Genomic DNA, 15,932 nt, shown 5'->3' with positions numbered 1-15,932 from the left:
TGAAGTGTGAAGTGTGAAGTGTGAAGTGTGAAGTGTGAAGTGTGAAGTGTGAAGTGTGAAGATTGTTGCGAGGATGTTGTTGGTGTTGTTGGTTTTGATTCTTTACACTTCACACTGAACACTTCACGCTTTCCCCCATGCGACAAATCGTTCTTGACACCGAAACCACCGGCCTGGAGCCAGAACAGGGGCACCGCATCATCGAGATCGGCGCGCTGGAGATGATCGAGCGGCGCCAGACCGGGCGCAGCTTTCACGTGTACATCAATCCCGATCGCGATGTCGATGAAGGCGCAATGGCCGTTCACGGCATCAGCAACGAGTTCTTGGCCGACAAACCGCGCTTTGCCGAGCTGGCGGAAGATTTCATCGAGTTCATTGTTGGCGCCGAGCTGATCATTCACAACGCCGCCTTCGACCTTGCCTTTCTGGATTCGGAGCTCGCCCGGCTGCCCGATCCGGTCCGGGTGACTGACCACGCCACGGTGATGGATACCCTGGCGCTGGCGCGCGAGCTGCACCCCGGCCAGCGCGTCAGCCTCGACGCTCTGTGCAAGCGCTACGAAGTGGACAACTCCGGGCGCGAGCTGCACGGCGCGCTGCTTGACGCCGAGCTGCTGGCCGAAGTCTATCTGGCAATGACCGGGGGACAGGTCGACCTGGCGCTGGAGCTGTCGACGGAGAGCGACGACCGCGCCGACAGCAGCGCCATGCTGGTCGACGTGGATGTTTCCAGGCTGGTGGTTCGCCGCGCCGGCGATGCCGAGCTTTCTGCCCATCGCCGGAGGCTGGAAGCCATCCGCGAGAGCGCCGGCCACTGCCTCTGGCAGGAGTCCTTGGCTGACGACTGAGCGCCGCGCAGCCCGCCGTCAGCTGTCGGGGCCGCCGGTTGCTGATTCGGCGCCCTGTCCATCAGGCTTTTCCGACGACTTCGCATCGACCAGCAGCGGGTGATCGCGCCCGTCCATCCACAGCAGGATTTCATAAAAGGTGCGCACGTTTTCCACATACTGCACCGGCTCGTAGCCGCGCGCATAGCCGTGGCGGGTCTGCTTGTACCAGCGTTCCTGAGTCAGCAGCGGCAGTGATTCGCGCACGTCGACCCAGCGGTCGGGGTCGCCGCCGCGAATCTCGGTGAGTACCCGCGCGTCTTCCAGGTGCCCGTAGCCTATGTTGTAGGCGGCCAGAGCCAGCCACAGCCGATCGGGATTGTCGATGCGATCCGGTACCCGACCGATCATTGATTTGAGGTAGCGTGCGCCGCCCATGATGCTTTGTCTGGCGTCCACGCGATTGTTGATGCCCAGCTGCTGCGCCGTTCGCCGTGTCAGCATCATCACGCCACGAACGCCGGTGCGCGAGACTGCCGACGGGCTCCAGTGCGACTCCTGATAGCCGACGGCCGCCAGCAGCCGCCAGTCCAGCTCATGGGCCTCGGCCGCCTGCTCGAAAAAGGGGCGCAGCGCCGGCAGGCGATTGCGAATCTGGCGCATGAACGTGAACGTGCCCACCGGTTTGTAGTTCTCGATATGCCCGTAGTGGCGCTCCCGCAGCTCGGCGAGCAAGGAATCAGCTTCGGCCACCAGGAAGAACTCGCGCATGGCCTGGACCAGGGAGTCGTCGTTGTTGCGCGGTGTGGCCCAGGCCAGCGGCTGAGGCTCGCCCAGCTCGAAGGCCGGGCGAATGGCGGGAAAGAAACGGCGATTGAGCTCCAGAATATTGGAATCGATGATGGTGTAGTCGATTTCCTCGTTGCTGATGGCTTCGAACAGGTCCTCGATGCTCGCATGCGGGCGGATCTCGGGCTCGATGGCCGCTTCCTGACGCGACAGCAACGGCGGATAGACCGTACCCTCCATCACCGCCAGCCGGCCAGCGGTCATCTCTTCAATCGAGCGCGGGCGTGGCGTGCCGCGACGATAGACCACGGTCGGTACGACCGTTTCGTAGGCCGGACCAAAGCGCAGCCGGGGCTGGCGCTGGGGCGTGCGCGTGAGGTTCGCGGCCACGAAGTCACCGCGCCCTTCGAGCAGGGCCGGCACCAGGTCAGCCACGCTGGGAACGACAATCACCTCCAGCGGAACGTCCAGATAGCGCGCGAAAGCCAGCGCCAGCTCGTATTCGAAGCCGGTTTCGTCTTCGGCGCCGAGATAGTAGGTCGAGGCGCCGTTGACCGTCAGCATGGTCAGGCTGCCGCGCGCATGGATCCGTTCAACCTGATTGAGGCCGCTGTCGCCGGAGGTGGTCGCCGCCACGACCACGACCGCGATCAGCAGCAGCTGGCCGAGCGCCCGCAGCCGTGGCCGCAGCGATTGCAGCCGCCCCGGCGGTTCTTCAGCCGCGTGTGGCTCGGCGCGGTTCATCTGACCGCCGCTGCGATGGACAGGAGCCGGAAGTGTCGTGAAGTCATGCGCCTGGCGGAAAGCAAGTCTGAGGTGCCCTTTATAGCGGATTTGGCGGCCCAGCTTAAGCCGGTTGCCTCTGCTAGAATAACCGGCTTTCCCCCTTCTTGATCGACTCGCTCATGGCCCGCGATACTCAACCGATCCGGACGCGCTTTGCGCCGTCTCCCACCGGCTTTCTGCACATTGGCGGTGCTCGCACCGCGCTGTTTTGCTGGCTGGCGGCCCGTGCCACCGGCGGGCAATTCGTGCTGCGCATCGAGGACACTGACCGCCAGCGCTCCACCGCCGAGTCGGTGCAGGCCATCCTCGATGGCATGGCCTGGCTCGGCCTGGATGCCGATGAGGGTCCGTTCTACCAGAGCGAGCGCATGGCGCGTTACCGCGAAGTGGTTGACCGCCTGCTCGAAAACGAACAGGCCTATCCCTGCTATTGCTCGAAAGAGCGCCTGGAGCGCCTGCGTGAGCGCGCCATGGATGCCGGCGAAAAGCCGCGCTACGACGGCCACTGCCGCGATCTCGAGCAGGCTCCCGAGGGCGTCGAGCCGGTCATTCGCTTTCGCAACCCGCTTGCCGGAACGGTCCTGTTTCGCGATCGCGTGCGCGGGCCCATCGAGGTGGCCAACAGCGAGCTCGACGATCTGGTGATCATGCGCGCCGATGGTTCGCCGACCTACAACTTTGCCGTAGTCATCGACGATCTCGACATGGGCATCAACCTGGTCATCCGCGGCGACGATCACATCAACAACACGCCGCGCCAGATCAATATCTATCGCGCGCTCGATGTCGAGCCGCCCGAGTTCGCCCACGTACCGATGATTCTCGGCGACGACGGCGCCCGGCTGTCCAAGCGCCACGGGGCGGTCGGCGTCATGGCCTGGCGCGAGCAGGGCTACCTGCCCGATGCCATGATCAACTATCTGGCTCGCCTGGGCTGGTCGCACGGCGATCAGGAAGTTTTTTCGCGTGCGGATCTGATCAAGCTGTTCGATATCACCGACGTCAACCACAAGGCCTCGCGCTTCGACACGCTCAAGCTCAACTGGCTCAATCATCACTACCTGCGCGAGGGCGATCGTGATCAGGTGCATTCCGAGCTGCTCTGGCATCTGCAGCGCGCCGGCCTGCACGCCGAGAGCGGGCCGCCGCTGGCCGACCTGATTCCGGTACAGGCCGAGCGCGTGGAAACCCTGGTCGAGCTGGTCGAGCGCAGCCGGCCGTTCTACGAAGATTTTGCCGACTACGAGCACACGGCCGCAAAGAAGCATCTGCGCCCGGTGGCCGCCGAGCCGCTTGGAAATCTGCGCGATCGCCTGGCCGGGCTGGCCCACTGGCGCGCCGAAGATCTCAAGGCCGCCGTGCAGGCGACGGTGGACGAACTGGGCATCGGCTTCGGCAAGATCGGCATGCCGCTGCGCGTGGCGCTGATGGGCCACGGCGAATCGCCGTCGATCGACAAGACCCTGTGGCTGATGGGCCGCGAACGTACCCTGGCCCGCATCGACCGGGCCCTGGCCTTCATCGCCGAGCGCGCCGCCGCTCAGGGTTAGGTCGGGGGCGGGTCCAAAAGATAAAATCTGTAACCACGGAAGACACGGAAAACACGGAACAGACATGCTTTGTAGAATTGCCCGGCTGGCGCCGACCGGTGGGCAGTTGCAAGAACAAGTTCATGGTCAATTCATGCTTTTTCAATCCGTGTCTTCCGTGATTTCCGTGGTTCCATTGTTTTCGATTTCATTCGCGACCATGCAACTGCTCGTCTACAGCGCCTTCGCTGCCAGCGCCTGATAGAATCGGGTCATGGATTCGAGTCGAGTCATTCGAGAGGTCGAACAACGTTGTCGTCAGCGCGGGTTGCGCTTGACGCCCACGCGCAGGCGGGTGCTCGAGCTGGTGCTCTCAGCCGACGGTCCGGTCAAGGCCTACGATCTGCTCGATCAGCTCAAGGCCGAGCAGCCCAATGCGGCGCCGCCGACGGTTTACCGGGCGCTGGATTTTCTGCTCGACAACCACTTCATTCACCGGCTCGAGTCGCTCAGCGCCTTCGTCAGTTGCTTTCACCCCGCCGAGTCGCATCAGGGGCAGTTCCTGATCTGCGACGAATGCCAGACGGTCATCGAGCTGCATGATTCCGCGCTGACTCGGCATCTGCGCGAGGCGGCCGAGCAGGAAGCCTTTCATCCCGATCGCCAGGTTCTCGAAATCTACGGGCTGTGCAGTACCTGCCAAGAGGCGCATCGCCCTTGAGCCGACGCGAACGTCTCTACCACCTGCATGACCTCCTGCGTCAGCGCCGCACGCCGATCAACCGCCACGATCTGATGGAAGAGCTCGGCTGCAGCCAGGCCACGCTCTATCGCCTGATCAACGAGCTGCGCGATCACCTCGGCGCGCCGCTGGAGCAGGACCCCGAAGGCCGCGGCTTCTACTACGACCGCAGCCTGGCCGGCAACTTCGAGCTGCCCGGGCTGTGGATCAGCCCCGACGAGCTGCAGGCCCTGCTGACCGCCCGCCACGTGCTGGGCAACGTCCAGCCCGGCCTGCTCGAAGACGAACTTGCAGGCGTGCAGCAGCGCATCAACCAACTGCTCGACGCGCAGGGCCTGGACTTTTCGGCCCAGCCTGAGCGCATCAATATCCGGCCCGATGCCGGCCGGCCGGTTCCCGCCGAGCTGTTCGAAGACGTCATGCAGGCGCTGTTCCGGCGCGAGCGCCTGGTCATTACCTACCACGGCCGGCGACGCGACGACGTCAGCGAGCGCGAGATTTCGCCCCAGCGGCTGACCGGCTATCGCGATCGCTGGTACCTCGACGCCTGGTGTCATCGCTCAAAAGGCCTGCGCAGCTTCGCCCTCGAGCGGATTCGTCACATCCAGCGCCGGGAGGAAGAAAGCATCGAACTGCCCGACGAAGAAATCGCGCGCCACTTCGACCAGGCTTTCGGCATCTTTTCCGGACCGGCCGAACACGAGGCCGTGCTGCGCTTCAGCCCCGAGGCGGCGCGCTGGGCCGCGGACGAGGTCTGGCACGCCGGGCAGCGCACGCAGTGGCTGCCCGACGGCCGCTTCGAGCTGTCGGTTCCCTTCGGCCGCAGCCGCGAGCTGGTCATGGAAATCCTGCGCTACGGCGCCGATATCGAGGTCGTGGCGCCCGATTTTCTGCGCAGCGCAGTCTCGGCGCAGTTGGAGAAGGCGCTGGGCCACTACTGTTAGCCCGGCGGCAATTTGGATTGTATTAGTATCTGTAGTGGCTGTGGAAAATATCGGGCCATCGAAGCGAAAGGGCGCTTGTAAGAATTCTGTCATCGTCGTGTCATTGAACTGCCACATGACGCTGCTGCAATGACGCCAGGTTGACTGCAAGGCATGCCATGAATAACCGAACCATCCTGGTAGTCGAAGACGACGAGGCGATTCGCGAGATGATCGTTTTCAACCTGAAACGAGCGGGCTTCCACGTCGTTGAAGCGGACGACTGCCAAGCCGCCCGGGTGCGAGTTGCCGATGACCTGCCGGATCTGATTCTGCTCGACTGGATGCTTCCCGACGCCAGCGGTGTGGAGCTGGCCCGTAGCCTGCGGCGTGATGAAATGACCCGCGAATTGCCAATCGTGATGCTCACCGCCCGCAGCATGGAAGATGACAAGGTGCGCGGTCTCGAGAGCGGAGTGGATGATTACGTGACCAAGCCCTTTGGTGCGCGCGAGTTGATCGCGCGCATCAACGCCTTGCTGCGCCGAGCGACGCCTGGAGGCGCCGAGGATGAAGTAACGGTGGATGGGCTCGTACTCAACGTCGCCAGCCACCGCGTGACCGGCAACGGAAAGCCCATCGAACTCGGCCCGACCGAATTTCGCATGCTGCGCTTTTTCATGACCCACCAGGACCGTGTCTATTCGCGCACGCAGCTCCTGGATCATGTTTGGGGCGGCGGCGTCTACATTGAAGAGCGCACTGTCGACGTGCACGTCTTGCGCCTGCGAAAGGCACTGGCGCCGGTGGGCTTCGACGAATATATTCAGACCGTTCGGGGTGCGGGCTACCGTTTTTCCGCTGTGCACACGGATTGATGTCGCGGGCGTGGATCAGCGAATTCCTTTTCCTGGCAGCTTTGCTGGCCGGCGCGCTAGTGCTGGCCGCGTTCCTGGGTCATCTGTCCTGGCTGGTATTGCTGGCTCTGGGTGTTTTTCTAGCGCGCTGGCTATACCAGCTTTATCGGCTCGATCGATGGCTACGCAGCCGGCGCCGCGATCCGCCCGCGTCGTGGGGCGTCTGGGGTCAGTTGTTCGACAACTACTACCGACTTCGACGCCGTCACCACCAGAGCAAGCGGCGGCTGGCGGCCGTGATCCGGGAGTTCCGCGAGGCCACTGCGGCCATGCCCGACGGCATCCTGATGCTCGACAGCGAGTTTCGCATTCTCTGGTACAACCAGTCTGGCCGTGCGCTTGTCGGATTGACCAGCCGCAGTGATTTCGGGCAACCCGTCTCCAACCTCATTCGCAGCCCGCAACTGGTGGGCCTTGTCGAGGCGGAGGATGGCGCGGACTCGGTAGAGATTCGCTCGCCGGTTGATTCGAGTCGTCGCCTGATGCTGCGCCTGGTGCCCTATGGCAATCAGCAGCACCTGCTGCTGATCCGAGACATGACCCGGCTTCACCGGCTCCAGGCAATGCGGCGCGACTTCGTCGCCAATGCTTCCCACGAACTGCGCTCGCCGCTGACGGTGCTTGGCGGTTATCTGGATTCACTGGTTGCCGATTTTGCCCCGGGACCGGAATGGCGCAAGCCGCTGGCCGAGATGCAGGCCCAGTGCCGGCGCATGAACAGCCTGGTCAATGACTTGCTTGAACTGTCCAGGCTGGAGACCGAGGAGGTCGACGCGCCGCATGATGAGAGGGTCGATACACCGGCGCTGGTGCGCAGCATCTGCCGGGATGCGGCACTGGCCGACAACGAAGCCCACCCAATCGAATTAAAAATCGAAAGCGAGGCGAAATTGCTCGGGGTTGAAAGGGAGTTGCACAGCACTTTCTCGAATCTGGTCAACAATGCGTTCAATTACAGTGAGCAGAACAGCCCCGTGGAAGTGACCTGGCGTACGGAACGATCGGGAGACGGCGTATTCGAGGTCATCGACCAGGGCATTGGAATCGATTCGGGGCATCTGCCTTTCATCACCCAGCGTTTTTACCGAGTCGATAGTTCGCGTAGCCGTCAGAAGGGGGGTACCGGCCTTGGTCTGGCCATCGTCAAGCATGTCCTCAAGCGTCATGGCGCCACGCTGGAAGTCGACTCTGAGCCGGGCAAGGGCAGCGTGTTCCGCTGTGTGTTTCCGTCCAGCCGGATCGTTCAATGAGGCGTGCCGGCTTACTAAGACATGCATGTCTTGGTAATAGCCGGCTGATCCTCCCGACTGCTTCGTTTCCTCTTTACGGGCCGCCCGTTTTCCTGGCCGCCTGCAGACTTCACGTCTGTTCGAGACACCAGGGTTACTGAAGTTACCAACGAGGTTGTTGGTAACCATACCGTCACACTCCCGTCATTGAGGCGCCATCAAACCTGCCTAGCATGAGTCTCGTCGAAAGGGATCACATTGCCTGTGTCCCTGTTGGGCAAATGGCTCGGCCAGCCCGTACATCGGTTGGTCGGTACCTTCAGACCAAATGACTGCCTTGATGAAATGCGGAGACAACAGTGATGAGAAAAACCTTGCTACCTCTGGCCATCGCGGCCGCCCTGCCGGCAGTCGCCGTGGCAGATGAAGAGGTCACCATTTATGGTCGAGCCCACGTATCGGTGGATTATCTCGACGATGGCGCGGACTATTCGAAGATCAATATGGCGAGCAATTCCTCACGCCTCGGTTTTCGCGCCCAGCGCGAGTTCGACGGCGTGACCGCGGTCATGCAGATCGAGCAGGAGATTGATTACAGCAACAGCGGATCCAGTTGGGCCAGTCGTGATACCTATGTCGGTCTTCGCGGCGATTTCGGCATGTTGCGCGCGGGCAAGTTCGACACGCCGTTCAAGCGGGCCCGCGGCCCGGCCAATCTTTTTGGAGATCAGGTCGGTGACATGCGGAATCTGACCCGTGTCGGCGATGCCCGCTTCGACGAGCGTGCACCCAATACCATTCATTACCAGACTCCGGCCCTCAGCGGCCTGCAATTCAACCTCGCCTATTCTTTGCATGAGGGGGATGATGCAGACGATGACGGCAGTGACGGTGCCTACAGCGCATCGGCGACCTGGAAAGAGGGCAATTTCGACATTGCTGTGGCTTATGAAAAATTCGAAAAAAATCGCAGCCGCGGAGGGCGTGATGCCATTCGTCTGGCCGCTGGCTACACGATAGGCAAGGCCAATCTAGTCGGCTTCTATCAGACAGCCGATCATGACGTCGAGGCCTTCGACAGCGACCTCTATGGTCTGGGCGCTAGCTACAAGCTGACCGACAAGACTGCATTCAAGGCTCACTACCTGGTTCGTTCGGCCGATCTGGCCGCTGCTGATTCCGACATGCTGGCGGCAGGCGTGGAGCATCATCTGGGAAGTCAGCTACGAGTCTACGCCAATTACGCCATCGTCTCGAACGAAGACAACGCCAATCTGACCCCATGGAATCAGGGTCGAACCACCCGCACGCCGGGTAGTCCCGGTGACAAGGCGTCGGGCCTGTCACTGGGCCTGAGATTCGATTTTTGAACAGCCCGATCAGTTTAATCAAATTGTCATACTTCATTCATAAACTGCACTCAGTGCAAGGAGAAATCAGATGATCAGATCGTTTCTTTCTACCGTTTCCTGCGCCGGCCTGCTGGTCGCCGGGACGGCATTCGCCCAGATCGAGGTTGACCCGGCCTTGCCCGAGTACGAGCCCGTTTCCGGCGTCTCCGGTAACCTGTCGTCGGTCGGATCGGACACGCTCAACAACCTCATGACGCTGTGGGCCGAGGCCTTTCAGGATTACTATCCCAACGTCAATATCCAGATCCAGGGTGCCGGCTCCTCGACCGCGCCGCCGGCCCTGACCCAGGGCACCGCCAACTTCGGGCCGATGAGTCGCCCGATGCGCTCTTCCGAAATCCAGGCTTTCGAGGAGAAGCACGGATATCCTCCGACCGCGGTCGGCACGGCCATCGACGTGCTCGCCGTCTACGTCAATAAGGACAACCCGATCAAATGCATGACCATGGAGCAGGTCGACGCAGTCTTTTCCGTCGGCCGTCGCTGCGGCGCGCCGGATAACATCGACCGCTGGGGTCAGCTTGGCCTGAAAGGCGACTGGTCCAACAGGGACGTCACGCTCTACAGCCGCAACGCCGTGTCCGGCACCTACGGCTTCTTCAAGGACAATGCGCTGTGCGGCGGCGACTACAAACCGTCGATCAATGAACAGCCGGGCTCGGCTTCGGTGGTGCAGGGCGTGACCGAATCGCTCAATGGCATCGGCTACTCCGGCATCGGCTACAACACCTCGGGCGTGAAGGCCATCGAGCTTACCGATGTCGGCAGCGACCAGTGCATTGCCCCGACGGCGGAGAACGGCGCCAACGGTCGCTACCCGCTGTCGCGGCTCCTGATGGTCTACGTCAACAAGAACCCGAACCGCGAGCTGCCCCCGCTCGAGCGCGAGTTCTTTCGGCTGGTTCTGTCGCGCCAGGGTCAGGAAGTCGTCGTGCGCGACGGTTATATTCCATTGCCTGCGTCCGCGGCCGCCCGCATCCGCGCAGAACTCGGTATCTGAACCGTTCGCGCGGATGATTCGATCGCTTACGGCCCCGGGGTTGCTTCCGGGGCCCTTTGATCCAGTGCCGGAGTCCGGCCTGATCCAGCAAAAAGAGTGACGGGATGAGCAGCAACGCCCAAACAGCCGAGCGCCGCCAGAGCTTCCTGCCCGACGCGGATGTCATGGCGCGACGACGTCGTCGCCGTTACCTGGCCGACGGCGGCGCACGCTGGCTGGTTCGCGCCGGCGGTGGCGGCGTGGTTATCGCTCTGGCCCTGATCTTCGTCTACCTGTTCAGCGAGGTTTTCCCGTTGCTCAAGGGCGCGTCCGTCGATACCCAGGCCAGCTACGTGGTGGACGGCTCGGGGGCATCCGAGCCGGCCTATCTTTCACTGGAGCGCTACGGCGAGATCGGCATGCGCTACAGCCGGGACGGCGAGCTGGTCTACTTTCGTCTCGGTGACGGCGAAGTGATTCGCCGGGTCGGGCTGGCTGTGCCGGAGGGCGTGACCGTGACCAGCGTCGGCAACGGTGAGCCGCGGGCGCGACAGATCGCTTTCGGTTTGAGCGACGGCACGGCCATCATCGTCAATCACGGCTTCGAATTGCAGTTTCCGGAGGCGGGCGTACGCGAAGTCGTGCCCGCGCCGGAGTTTCCGGTCGGGTCCGAGCCTGTCGTGGTCGATGATGCCGGCGCGGCGCTCTCCGCCATTGCCGTGCAGAAGTCCCGTGACGATACCGGCGTAGCTGCCCAGACAGATGATGGACGAACGGTATTCGTACGCTATCGCGTGAGTACGGGTTTTCTGACCGGCGAGCGTGAGGTGCGCCGCCAGGCCTACGAGCTGCCGGCGTCACCAGAACCAGTTACACATCTTCAGCTCAGCGCTAACCTCTGGAACCTGATCGGCGCCGATGTCGACGGCTACCTTGTCTACTGGGACATTGCCCGGCCCGGCGAGGCCGTCGTGCGCGACCGGCGACACATGGCCGACGATGATGAACAGATCACGAGCCTCCAGTACCTCAACGGTACTTTTTCGATCGTCGCCGGCACCTCGGCCGGCCGCCTGTCGCAGTGGTTTCTGGTCCGCGACGAAAACGAGGATGCCGGCGACAACGTCTTCCACCTGGCCCGGGTGCGTGATTTCGATCCGCACCCGGGCGCGATCACGGCGATTCAGCCTGAATATGCCCGCAAGGGCTTCGCGGCCGTGGACAGCAGCGGCCATCTGGGCATTCACTACGGCACCTCGGCGAGAACCCTGCTGCTCAAGCGGGTTTCCAAGCAGCCTCTGGTCGCTGTCGGTATCTCCCCGGTCAACAATCGCATCATCGTCGAGGACGATACCGGTCAGCTCACCGAGCTGGACTTGTGGAACGAGCATCCGGAAGCGTCGCTGAAGGCGCTCTGGGGCAAGGTCTGGTACGAAGGGCGCTCGAATCCGGAGTACGTCTGGCAGGCCTCCTCGGGAAGTGACAGCTTCGAGCCCAAGTACTCGATGACTCCGCTGACGGTGGGAACGCTCAAGGCGGCCTTCTTCGCCATGCTGTTTGCGATGCCGCTCGCCATCGCGGGTGCCATCTACACCGCTTACTTCATGTCACCGAAGCTGCGCGGCCTGGTCAAGCCGACTATCGAGGTGATGGAAGCACTGCCGACCGTCATCCTGGGTTTCCTGGCCGGGCTATGGCTGGCGCCGTTTCTCGAGAATCATATTCCGGTTGTCTTTACCGTGCTGGCGGGGCTTCCACTCGCCTTCCTGCTCTTCGCCTGGGGCTGGGCGCAGTTGCCCAGGGGCTTTCGCAACCGGATTCCGGGCGGTTGGGAAGCCGCGATCCTGGTGCCGGTCATCTGCCTGCTCGTGTGGGGGCTGGTCGAGCTGTCCCCGATCATCGAGGTCTGGTTTTTCGATGGCTCGATGCGGCAGTGGTTTACCGATATGGGCATTACTTACGATCAGCGCAACGCGTTGGTGGTGGGTATCGCCATGGGCTTTGCCGTCATCCCCACGATCTTCTCGATCGCCGAAGATGCAGTCTTCACTGTGCCCGGGCACCTCACTCAGGGTTCGCTGGCGTTGGGTGCCACGCCCTGGCAAACCGTCACGCGCGTGGTTCTGCTGACTGCCAGCCCGGGCATCTTCTCGGCGGTGATGATTGGGTTCGGCCGCGCCGTCGGCGAAACCATGATCGTGCTTATGGCCACCGGCAACAGTCCCGTGATGAATTTCAACATTTTCGAGGGCATGCGTACCCTGTCGGCAAACATCGCGGTGGAGCTGCCGGAGACCGCGGTCAACTCGACGCACTTTCGCATTCTGTTCATGGCCGGTCTCGTGCTGTTCGCCATGACTTTCATCGTCAATACCATCGCCGAGATCGTGCGCCAGCGACTGCGCGCGCGCTATAGCAATCTGTGAGGTCTCAGGCATGAAGCTCAGGGCGTGGTTCAGGTCTGGTGATCCGTGGATCTGGATGATCGGCGGTGCGTTGAGCATCTCGGTGATCATGGTGGTCGGCCTGCTGCTGCTGATCGCCGTGCGCGGATTCGGGCACTTCTGGCCGGCGCCGCTGGTCGAGACGACCGTAACGACTGTCGACGGCAGCCAATCGGTGATTCTGGGCGAGAGGGTCGAAAGCGAGACGCTGCCGGCCGACCGGGTGCCCGGGGCCGGCGAGTTCATCGAAGAAGGCACCCTGGTCATTTCGCGGTATTTGTTCAAGGTGGGCAACCGCGACCTGACCGGGCGTGACTTCGTCTGGCATCTTAAGCCCACGCTGGATGAGTTCCGGTACCCGGATGACGCGATGATGATCGAGCGGCGTGAATGGGGCAACTTTTACGGCTACCCGCTGCGGCTGGAGGAGAACGGACAGACGGTCGCCAGCGGCGAAACGCTCTGGAGCGAACTGCAGACTCGCATCCAGCGGGCCAACGAACTGCATGCACGCGTAGAGCGCATCGAGCGCCACGAAATCGGCCGGATCAACAGCAAGCTCGAGGCAATCCGTCTTGAGACGCGCGGCCTGGATCACCGCGGCGTGGTCGGAGCGGAACGCGAAGCCGCCATGGCCGATCTGGCGGCGCGCCGAACCGCGCTCGAAGAGGAATATGCCGATCTGCGGGCTCGACGAAACGAACTCCAGCAACGCGCTGAGCGCGATGTGCTGTACGCGCGCACCGCGAACGGTCCGGAACAGGCGATCGAACTTGACCGGATCGTGATGGCCTCCAGGAACAACTCGCTGAACCTGGCTGGAAAGCTCGGCTTTTACTGGCACCGCATCACCGATTTCGTTACCGGCTATCCGCGCGAGGCCAATACCGAGGGGGGTATCTTTCCGGCTATCTTCGGTACGGTCACCATGGTGCTGATCATGTCCGTTCTGGTTACGCCCTTCGGCGTGCTGGCCGCTATCTATTTGCGCGAATACGCCAGGCAGGGTCCGATCCTGCGAGTGATTCGCGTGTCGGTCTACAACCTGGCCGGCGTGCCGTCGATCGTCTTCGGTGTATTCGGGCTGGGCTTTTTCGTCTACATGCTGGGCGGCAGCATCGACGAGATGTTCTTCCCGGAGCGGTTACCTGCGCCTACCTTCGGCACGCCGGGACTGTTCTGGGCCTCGCTGACGCTGGCCCTGCTGACGCTGCCAGTGGTGATCGTGTCCACCGAAGAGGGACTGGCCCGGATTCCGCGCTCCGTTCGCGAGGGTTCGCTGGCCCTGGGCGCCACCAAGTGGGAGACCTTGTGGAAGGTGGTCGTGCCGCTTTCGGCCCCGGCCATGATGACCGGACTGATTCTGGCGGTCGCGCGCGCGGCCGGCGAGGTTGCGCCGTTGATGCTCGTTGGTGTGGTCAAGCTTGCGCCCAGCTTGCCGATAGACGGCGAGTTCCCCTACATACACCTCGAGCGCAAGATCATGCACCTGGGTTTCCATATCTACGACGTCGGTTTCCAGAGCCCCAACGTGGAGGCGGCCCGACCGCTGGTCTACGCCACGGCTTTGACCCTGGTGGTGCTGATCCTGATTTTGAACCTGACGGCGATCGCTATGCGTAATCGCTTGCGCGAAAAGTACCGTTCCGAGAGCGATTGAGATGATGAACAAATCGCAAAGACGCAAAGAGCACAAGAGATAATGCAAGACAATCAACACGCACTACAGGTTGCAGCCGGCGTTTCCATGAAAAAGAATCGCCGGGAACTCAACATCGAGCGCGAGGATATCTGTATCGAAACGCGCGCTCTCAACCTTTACTATGGCGCGGACCAGGCGCTGAAGAACGTCGACCTGCGCATTCCGCGCAACCGGGTGACCGCCTTCATCGGACCCAGCGGTTGCGGCAAATCAACCCTGCTGCGCTGCTTCAACCGGATGAACGACCTGATCGATATCTGCCGCATCGAGGGCGAGATCCTGATCGACGGACAGGATATTCACCACCGCGACGTCGATGTCGCCGAGCACCGTCGGCGCGTGGGCATGGTGTTTCAGAAGCCCAATCCTTTCCCCAAATCGATCTTCGAGAACGTCGCCTACGGTCTTCGTCTCCAGGGGGTCAACGATCGCCGCAAGCTGATGGAAGTGGTCGAAAACGCACTGCGATCAGCCGCCCTCTGGGACGAGGTTAAGGATCGACTGAACGACAACGCGTTCGGTCTGTCGGGCGGACAGCAGCAGCGCCTTGTGATTGCCCGGGCGATTGCCATCGAGCCGGAGGTGGTCCTGCTCGACGAACCCTGCTCGGCGCTCGATCCGATTTCGACGGCCAGGGTCGAGGAGTTGATCATCGAGCTCAAGCAGCGGTATACCATTGTCATTGTGACCCACAACATGCAGCAGGCAGCACGTGTATCGGACTTTACCGCTTACATGTATCTGGGCGAGCTGATCGAGTTCGACGACACCTCGCGGCTGTTTACCAACCCGCGCCGCAAGGCCACGGAAGACTACATAACGGGTCGCTACGGCTGAGCTATCCAGATTCTTCGGGCAATCAGCTTTCAAAGGACAGATAATCATGGACAAGCTGCATCTCGACAAACATATCTCGCGCCAGTTCAACGAGGAACTCGAGGCGTTGCGCCAGATGGTGATGAACATGGGCGGTCTTGCCGAAGAGATGATCAGCGATGCTACCCGGGCGCTGGTCGCGGGCGATTCCGGGCTGGCGCAGAAGGTTGTCCAGGCCGATGATCGTGTCAACGACATGGAGAAAGCCATTGATGAGCGCTGTATCATGATTCTGGCCAGGCGCCAGCCGACCGCCAGCGACCTGCGGCTGGTCGTTGCGATCATCAAGACCATCAATGATCTCGAGCGCATCGGTGACGAGGCTGAAAAAATCGCGCGCATGGCCATTCGTCTGACCGAGGTCGATCGCCCGCGCAACAACTATCGCGAGCTCGAGATCATGGGCCTGACCGTGCGCGGCATGCTCCATGACGCTCTCGACGGCTTCGTGCGATTGGCACCTGCAGTGGCAATCCACCTGGTGCGCGAAGACGACAAGGTCGATGCCGATTACGAAGCGGCCTTGCGCCAGTACCACACCTACCTTGCCGAAGAGCCGCGCAATACGCGTCGCATCATCGACGCCATCTGGGTGGCGCGCTCAATAGAGCGCATCGGTGACCATGCCAAGAACATCGGCGAGTACATCGTTTACCTGGTCGAAGGCAAGGATCTGCGTCATGCCTCGCTGGCTGAGATGGAACGGGAGCTCGGCGAAGATCGCGATTCGCATTAGGACCACTCCGGCAGCCATTCTCAGCTTTTGAGAAGCCC

At 62.0% G+C, this 15,932-nt stretch carries 13 protein-coding genes; 12 read left to right on the top strand and 1 reads right to left on the bottom strand.

Features of this window, described 5'->3' with window-relative positions:
• The first annotated feature begins 137 nt into the window (after positions 1–137).
• Positions 138–851, top strand: coding sequence for a DNA polymerase III subunit epsilon (dnaQ, locus tag ACEWQ0_RS02570; protein WP_476483638.1), 714 nt, complete (start codon positions 138–140; stop codon positions 849–851).
• An 18-nt stretch (positions 852–869) separates the two neighbouring features.
• On the opposite strand, the gene mltF is transcribed toward dnaQ, so the two are convergent.
• The gene (gene mltF, locus ACEWQ0_RS02565; protein ID WP_476484388.1) at positions 870–2,363 is read right to left on the bottom strand and encodes a membrane-bound lytic murein transglycosylase MltF; all 1,494 of its coding nucleotides are present in this window, start codon (positions 2,361–2,363) and stop codon (positions 870–872) included.
• A gap of 161 nt (positions 2,364–2,524) precedes the next feature.
• Between mltF and gltX the strand changes: the two genes are divergently transcribed.
• The 11 genes from gltX (at position 2,525) to phoU (ending at position 15,894) form a co-directional block, all read left to right on the top strand.
• Positions 2,525–3,955 carry a glutamate--tRNA ligase gene (gene gltX / locus ACEWQ0_RS02560; protein WP_476484390.1) on the top strand — a complete coding sequence of 477 codons (1,431 nt, stop codon included), beginning with the start codon at positions 2,525–2,527 and terminating at the stop codon, positions 3,953–3,955.
• Positions 3,956–4,208: 253 nt separating this feature from the next.
• The gene (locus ACEWQ0_RS02555; protein ID WP_476484387.1) at positions 4,209–4,655 is read left to right on the top strand and encodes a Fur family transcriptional regulator; all 447 of its coding nucleotides are present in this window, start codon (positions 4,209–4,211) and stop codon (positions 4,653–4,655) included.
• A complete protein-coding gene (locus tag ACEWQ0_RS02550; protein ID WP_476484386.1) occupies positions 4,652–5,620 on the top strand; it encodes a helix-turn-helix transcriptional regulator in 969 nt (322 codons plus the stop codon). The genes ACEWQ0_RS02555 and ACEWQ0_RS02550 overlap by 4 nt, the downstream gene beginning before the upstream one ends.
• Positions 5,621–5,778: 158 nt before the next feature.
• On the top strand, positions 5,779–6,477 hold the full coding sequence (gene phoB / locus ACEWQ0_RS02545; protein ID WP_476484385.1) for a phosphate regulon transcriptional regulator PhoB: 699 nt from the start codon (positions 5,779–5,781) through the stop codon (positions 6,475–6,477).
• A complete protein-coding gene (phoR, locus tag ACEWQ0_RS02540) occupies positions 6,477–7,766 on the top strand; it encodes a phosphate regulon sensor histidine kinase PhoR (RefSeq protein ID WP_476484384.1) in 1,290 nt (429 codons plus the stop codon). Before phoB ends, phoR begins: the two co-directional genes overlap by 1 nt.
• A 341-nt stretch (positions 7,767–8,107) precedes the next feature.
• Positions 8,108–9,115, top strand: coding sequence for a porin (locus ACEWQ0_RS02535; protein ID WP_476484383.1), 1,008 nt, complete (start codon positions 8,108–8,110; stop codon positions 9,113–9,115).
• 70 nt (positions 9,116–9,185) lie between these two features.
• Positions 9,186–10,157, top strand: a complete 972-nt coding sequence (locus ACEWQ0_RS02530; RefSeq protein WP_476484382.1) for a PstS family phosphate ABC transporter substrate-binding protein — start codon at positions 9,186–9,188, stop codon at positions 10,155–10,157.
• A gap of 164 nt (positions 10,158–10,321) precedes the next feature.
• Positions 10,322–12,562: an ABC transporter permease subunit gene (locus ACEWQ0_RS02525; protein WP_476484389.1), complete on the top strand. Its 2,241-nt coding sequence runs from the start codon at positions 10,322–10,324 to the stop codon at positions 12,560–12,562.
• 10 nt (positions 12,563–12,572) lie between these two features.
• The gene (gene pstA / locus ACEWQ0_RS02520) at positions 12,573–14,240 is read left to right on the top strand and encodes a phosphate ABC transporter permease PstA (protein ID WP_476484381.1); all 1,668 of its coding nucleotides are present in this window, start codon (positions 12,573–12,575) and stop codon (positions 14,238–14,240) included.
• Between the two features lie 42 nt (positions 14,241–14,282).
• Positions 14,283–15,119, top strand: coding sequence for a phosphate ABC transporter ATP-binding protein PstB (gene pstB / locus ACEWQ0_RS02515; protein WP_476484380.1), 837 nt, complete (start codon positions 14,283–14,285; stop codon positions 15,117–15,119).
• Positions 15,120–15,165: 46 nt separating this feature from the next.
• Positions 15,166–15,894 (top strand): phosphate signaling complex protein PhoU, encoded by a 729-nt coding sequence (gene phoU / locus ACEWQ0_RS02510; RefSeq protein ID WP_476484379.1) that lies wholly within the window; start codon positions 15,166–15,168, stop codon positions 15,892–15,894.
• Positions 15,895–15,932: the final 38 nt, after the last annotated feature.

The sequence above is a fragment of the Wenzhouxiangella sp. YN9 genome, from assembly GCF_056324165.1.
Note: the sequence above shows the minus strand (reverse complement) of the source record. Positions and strands in the feature narration are given on the sequence as shown.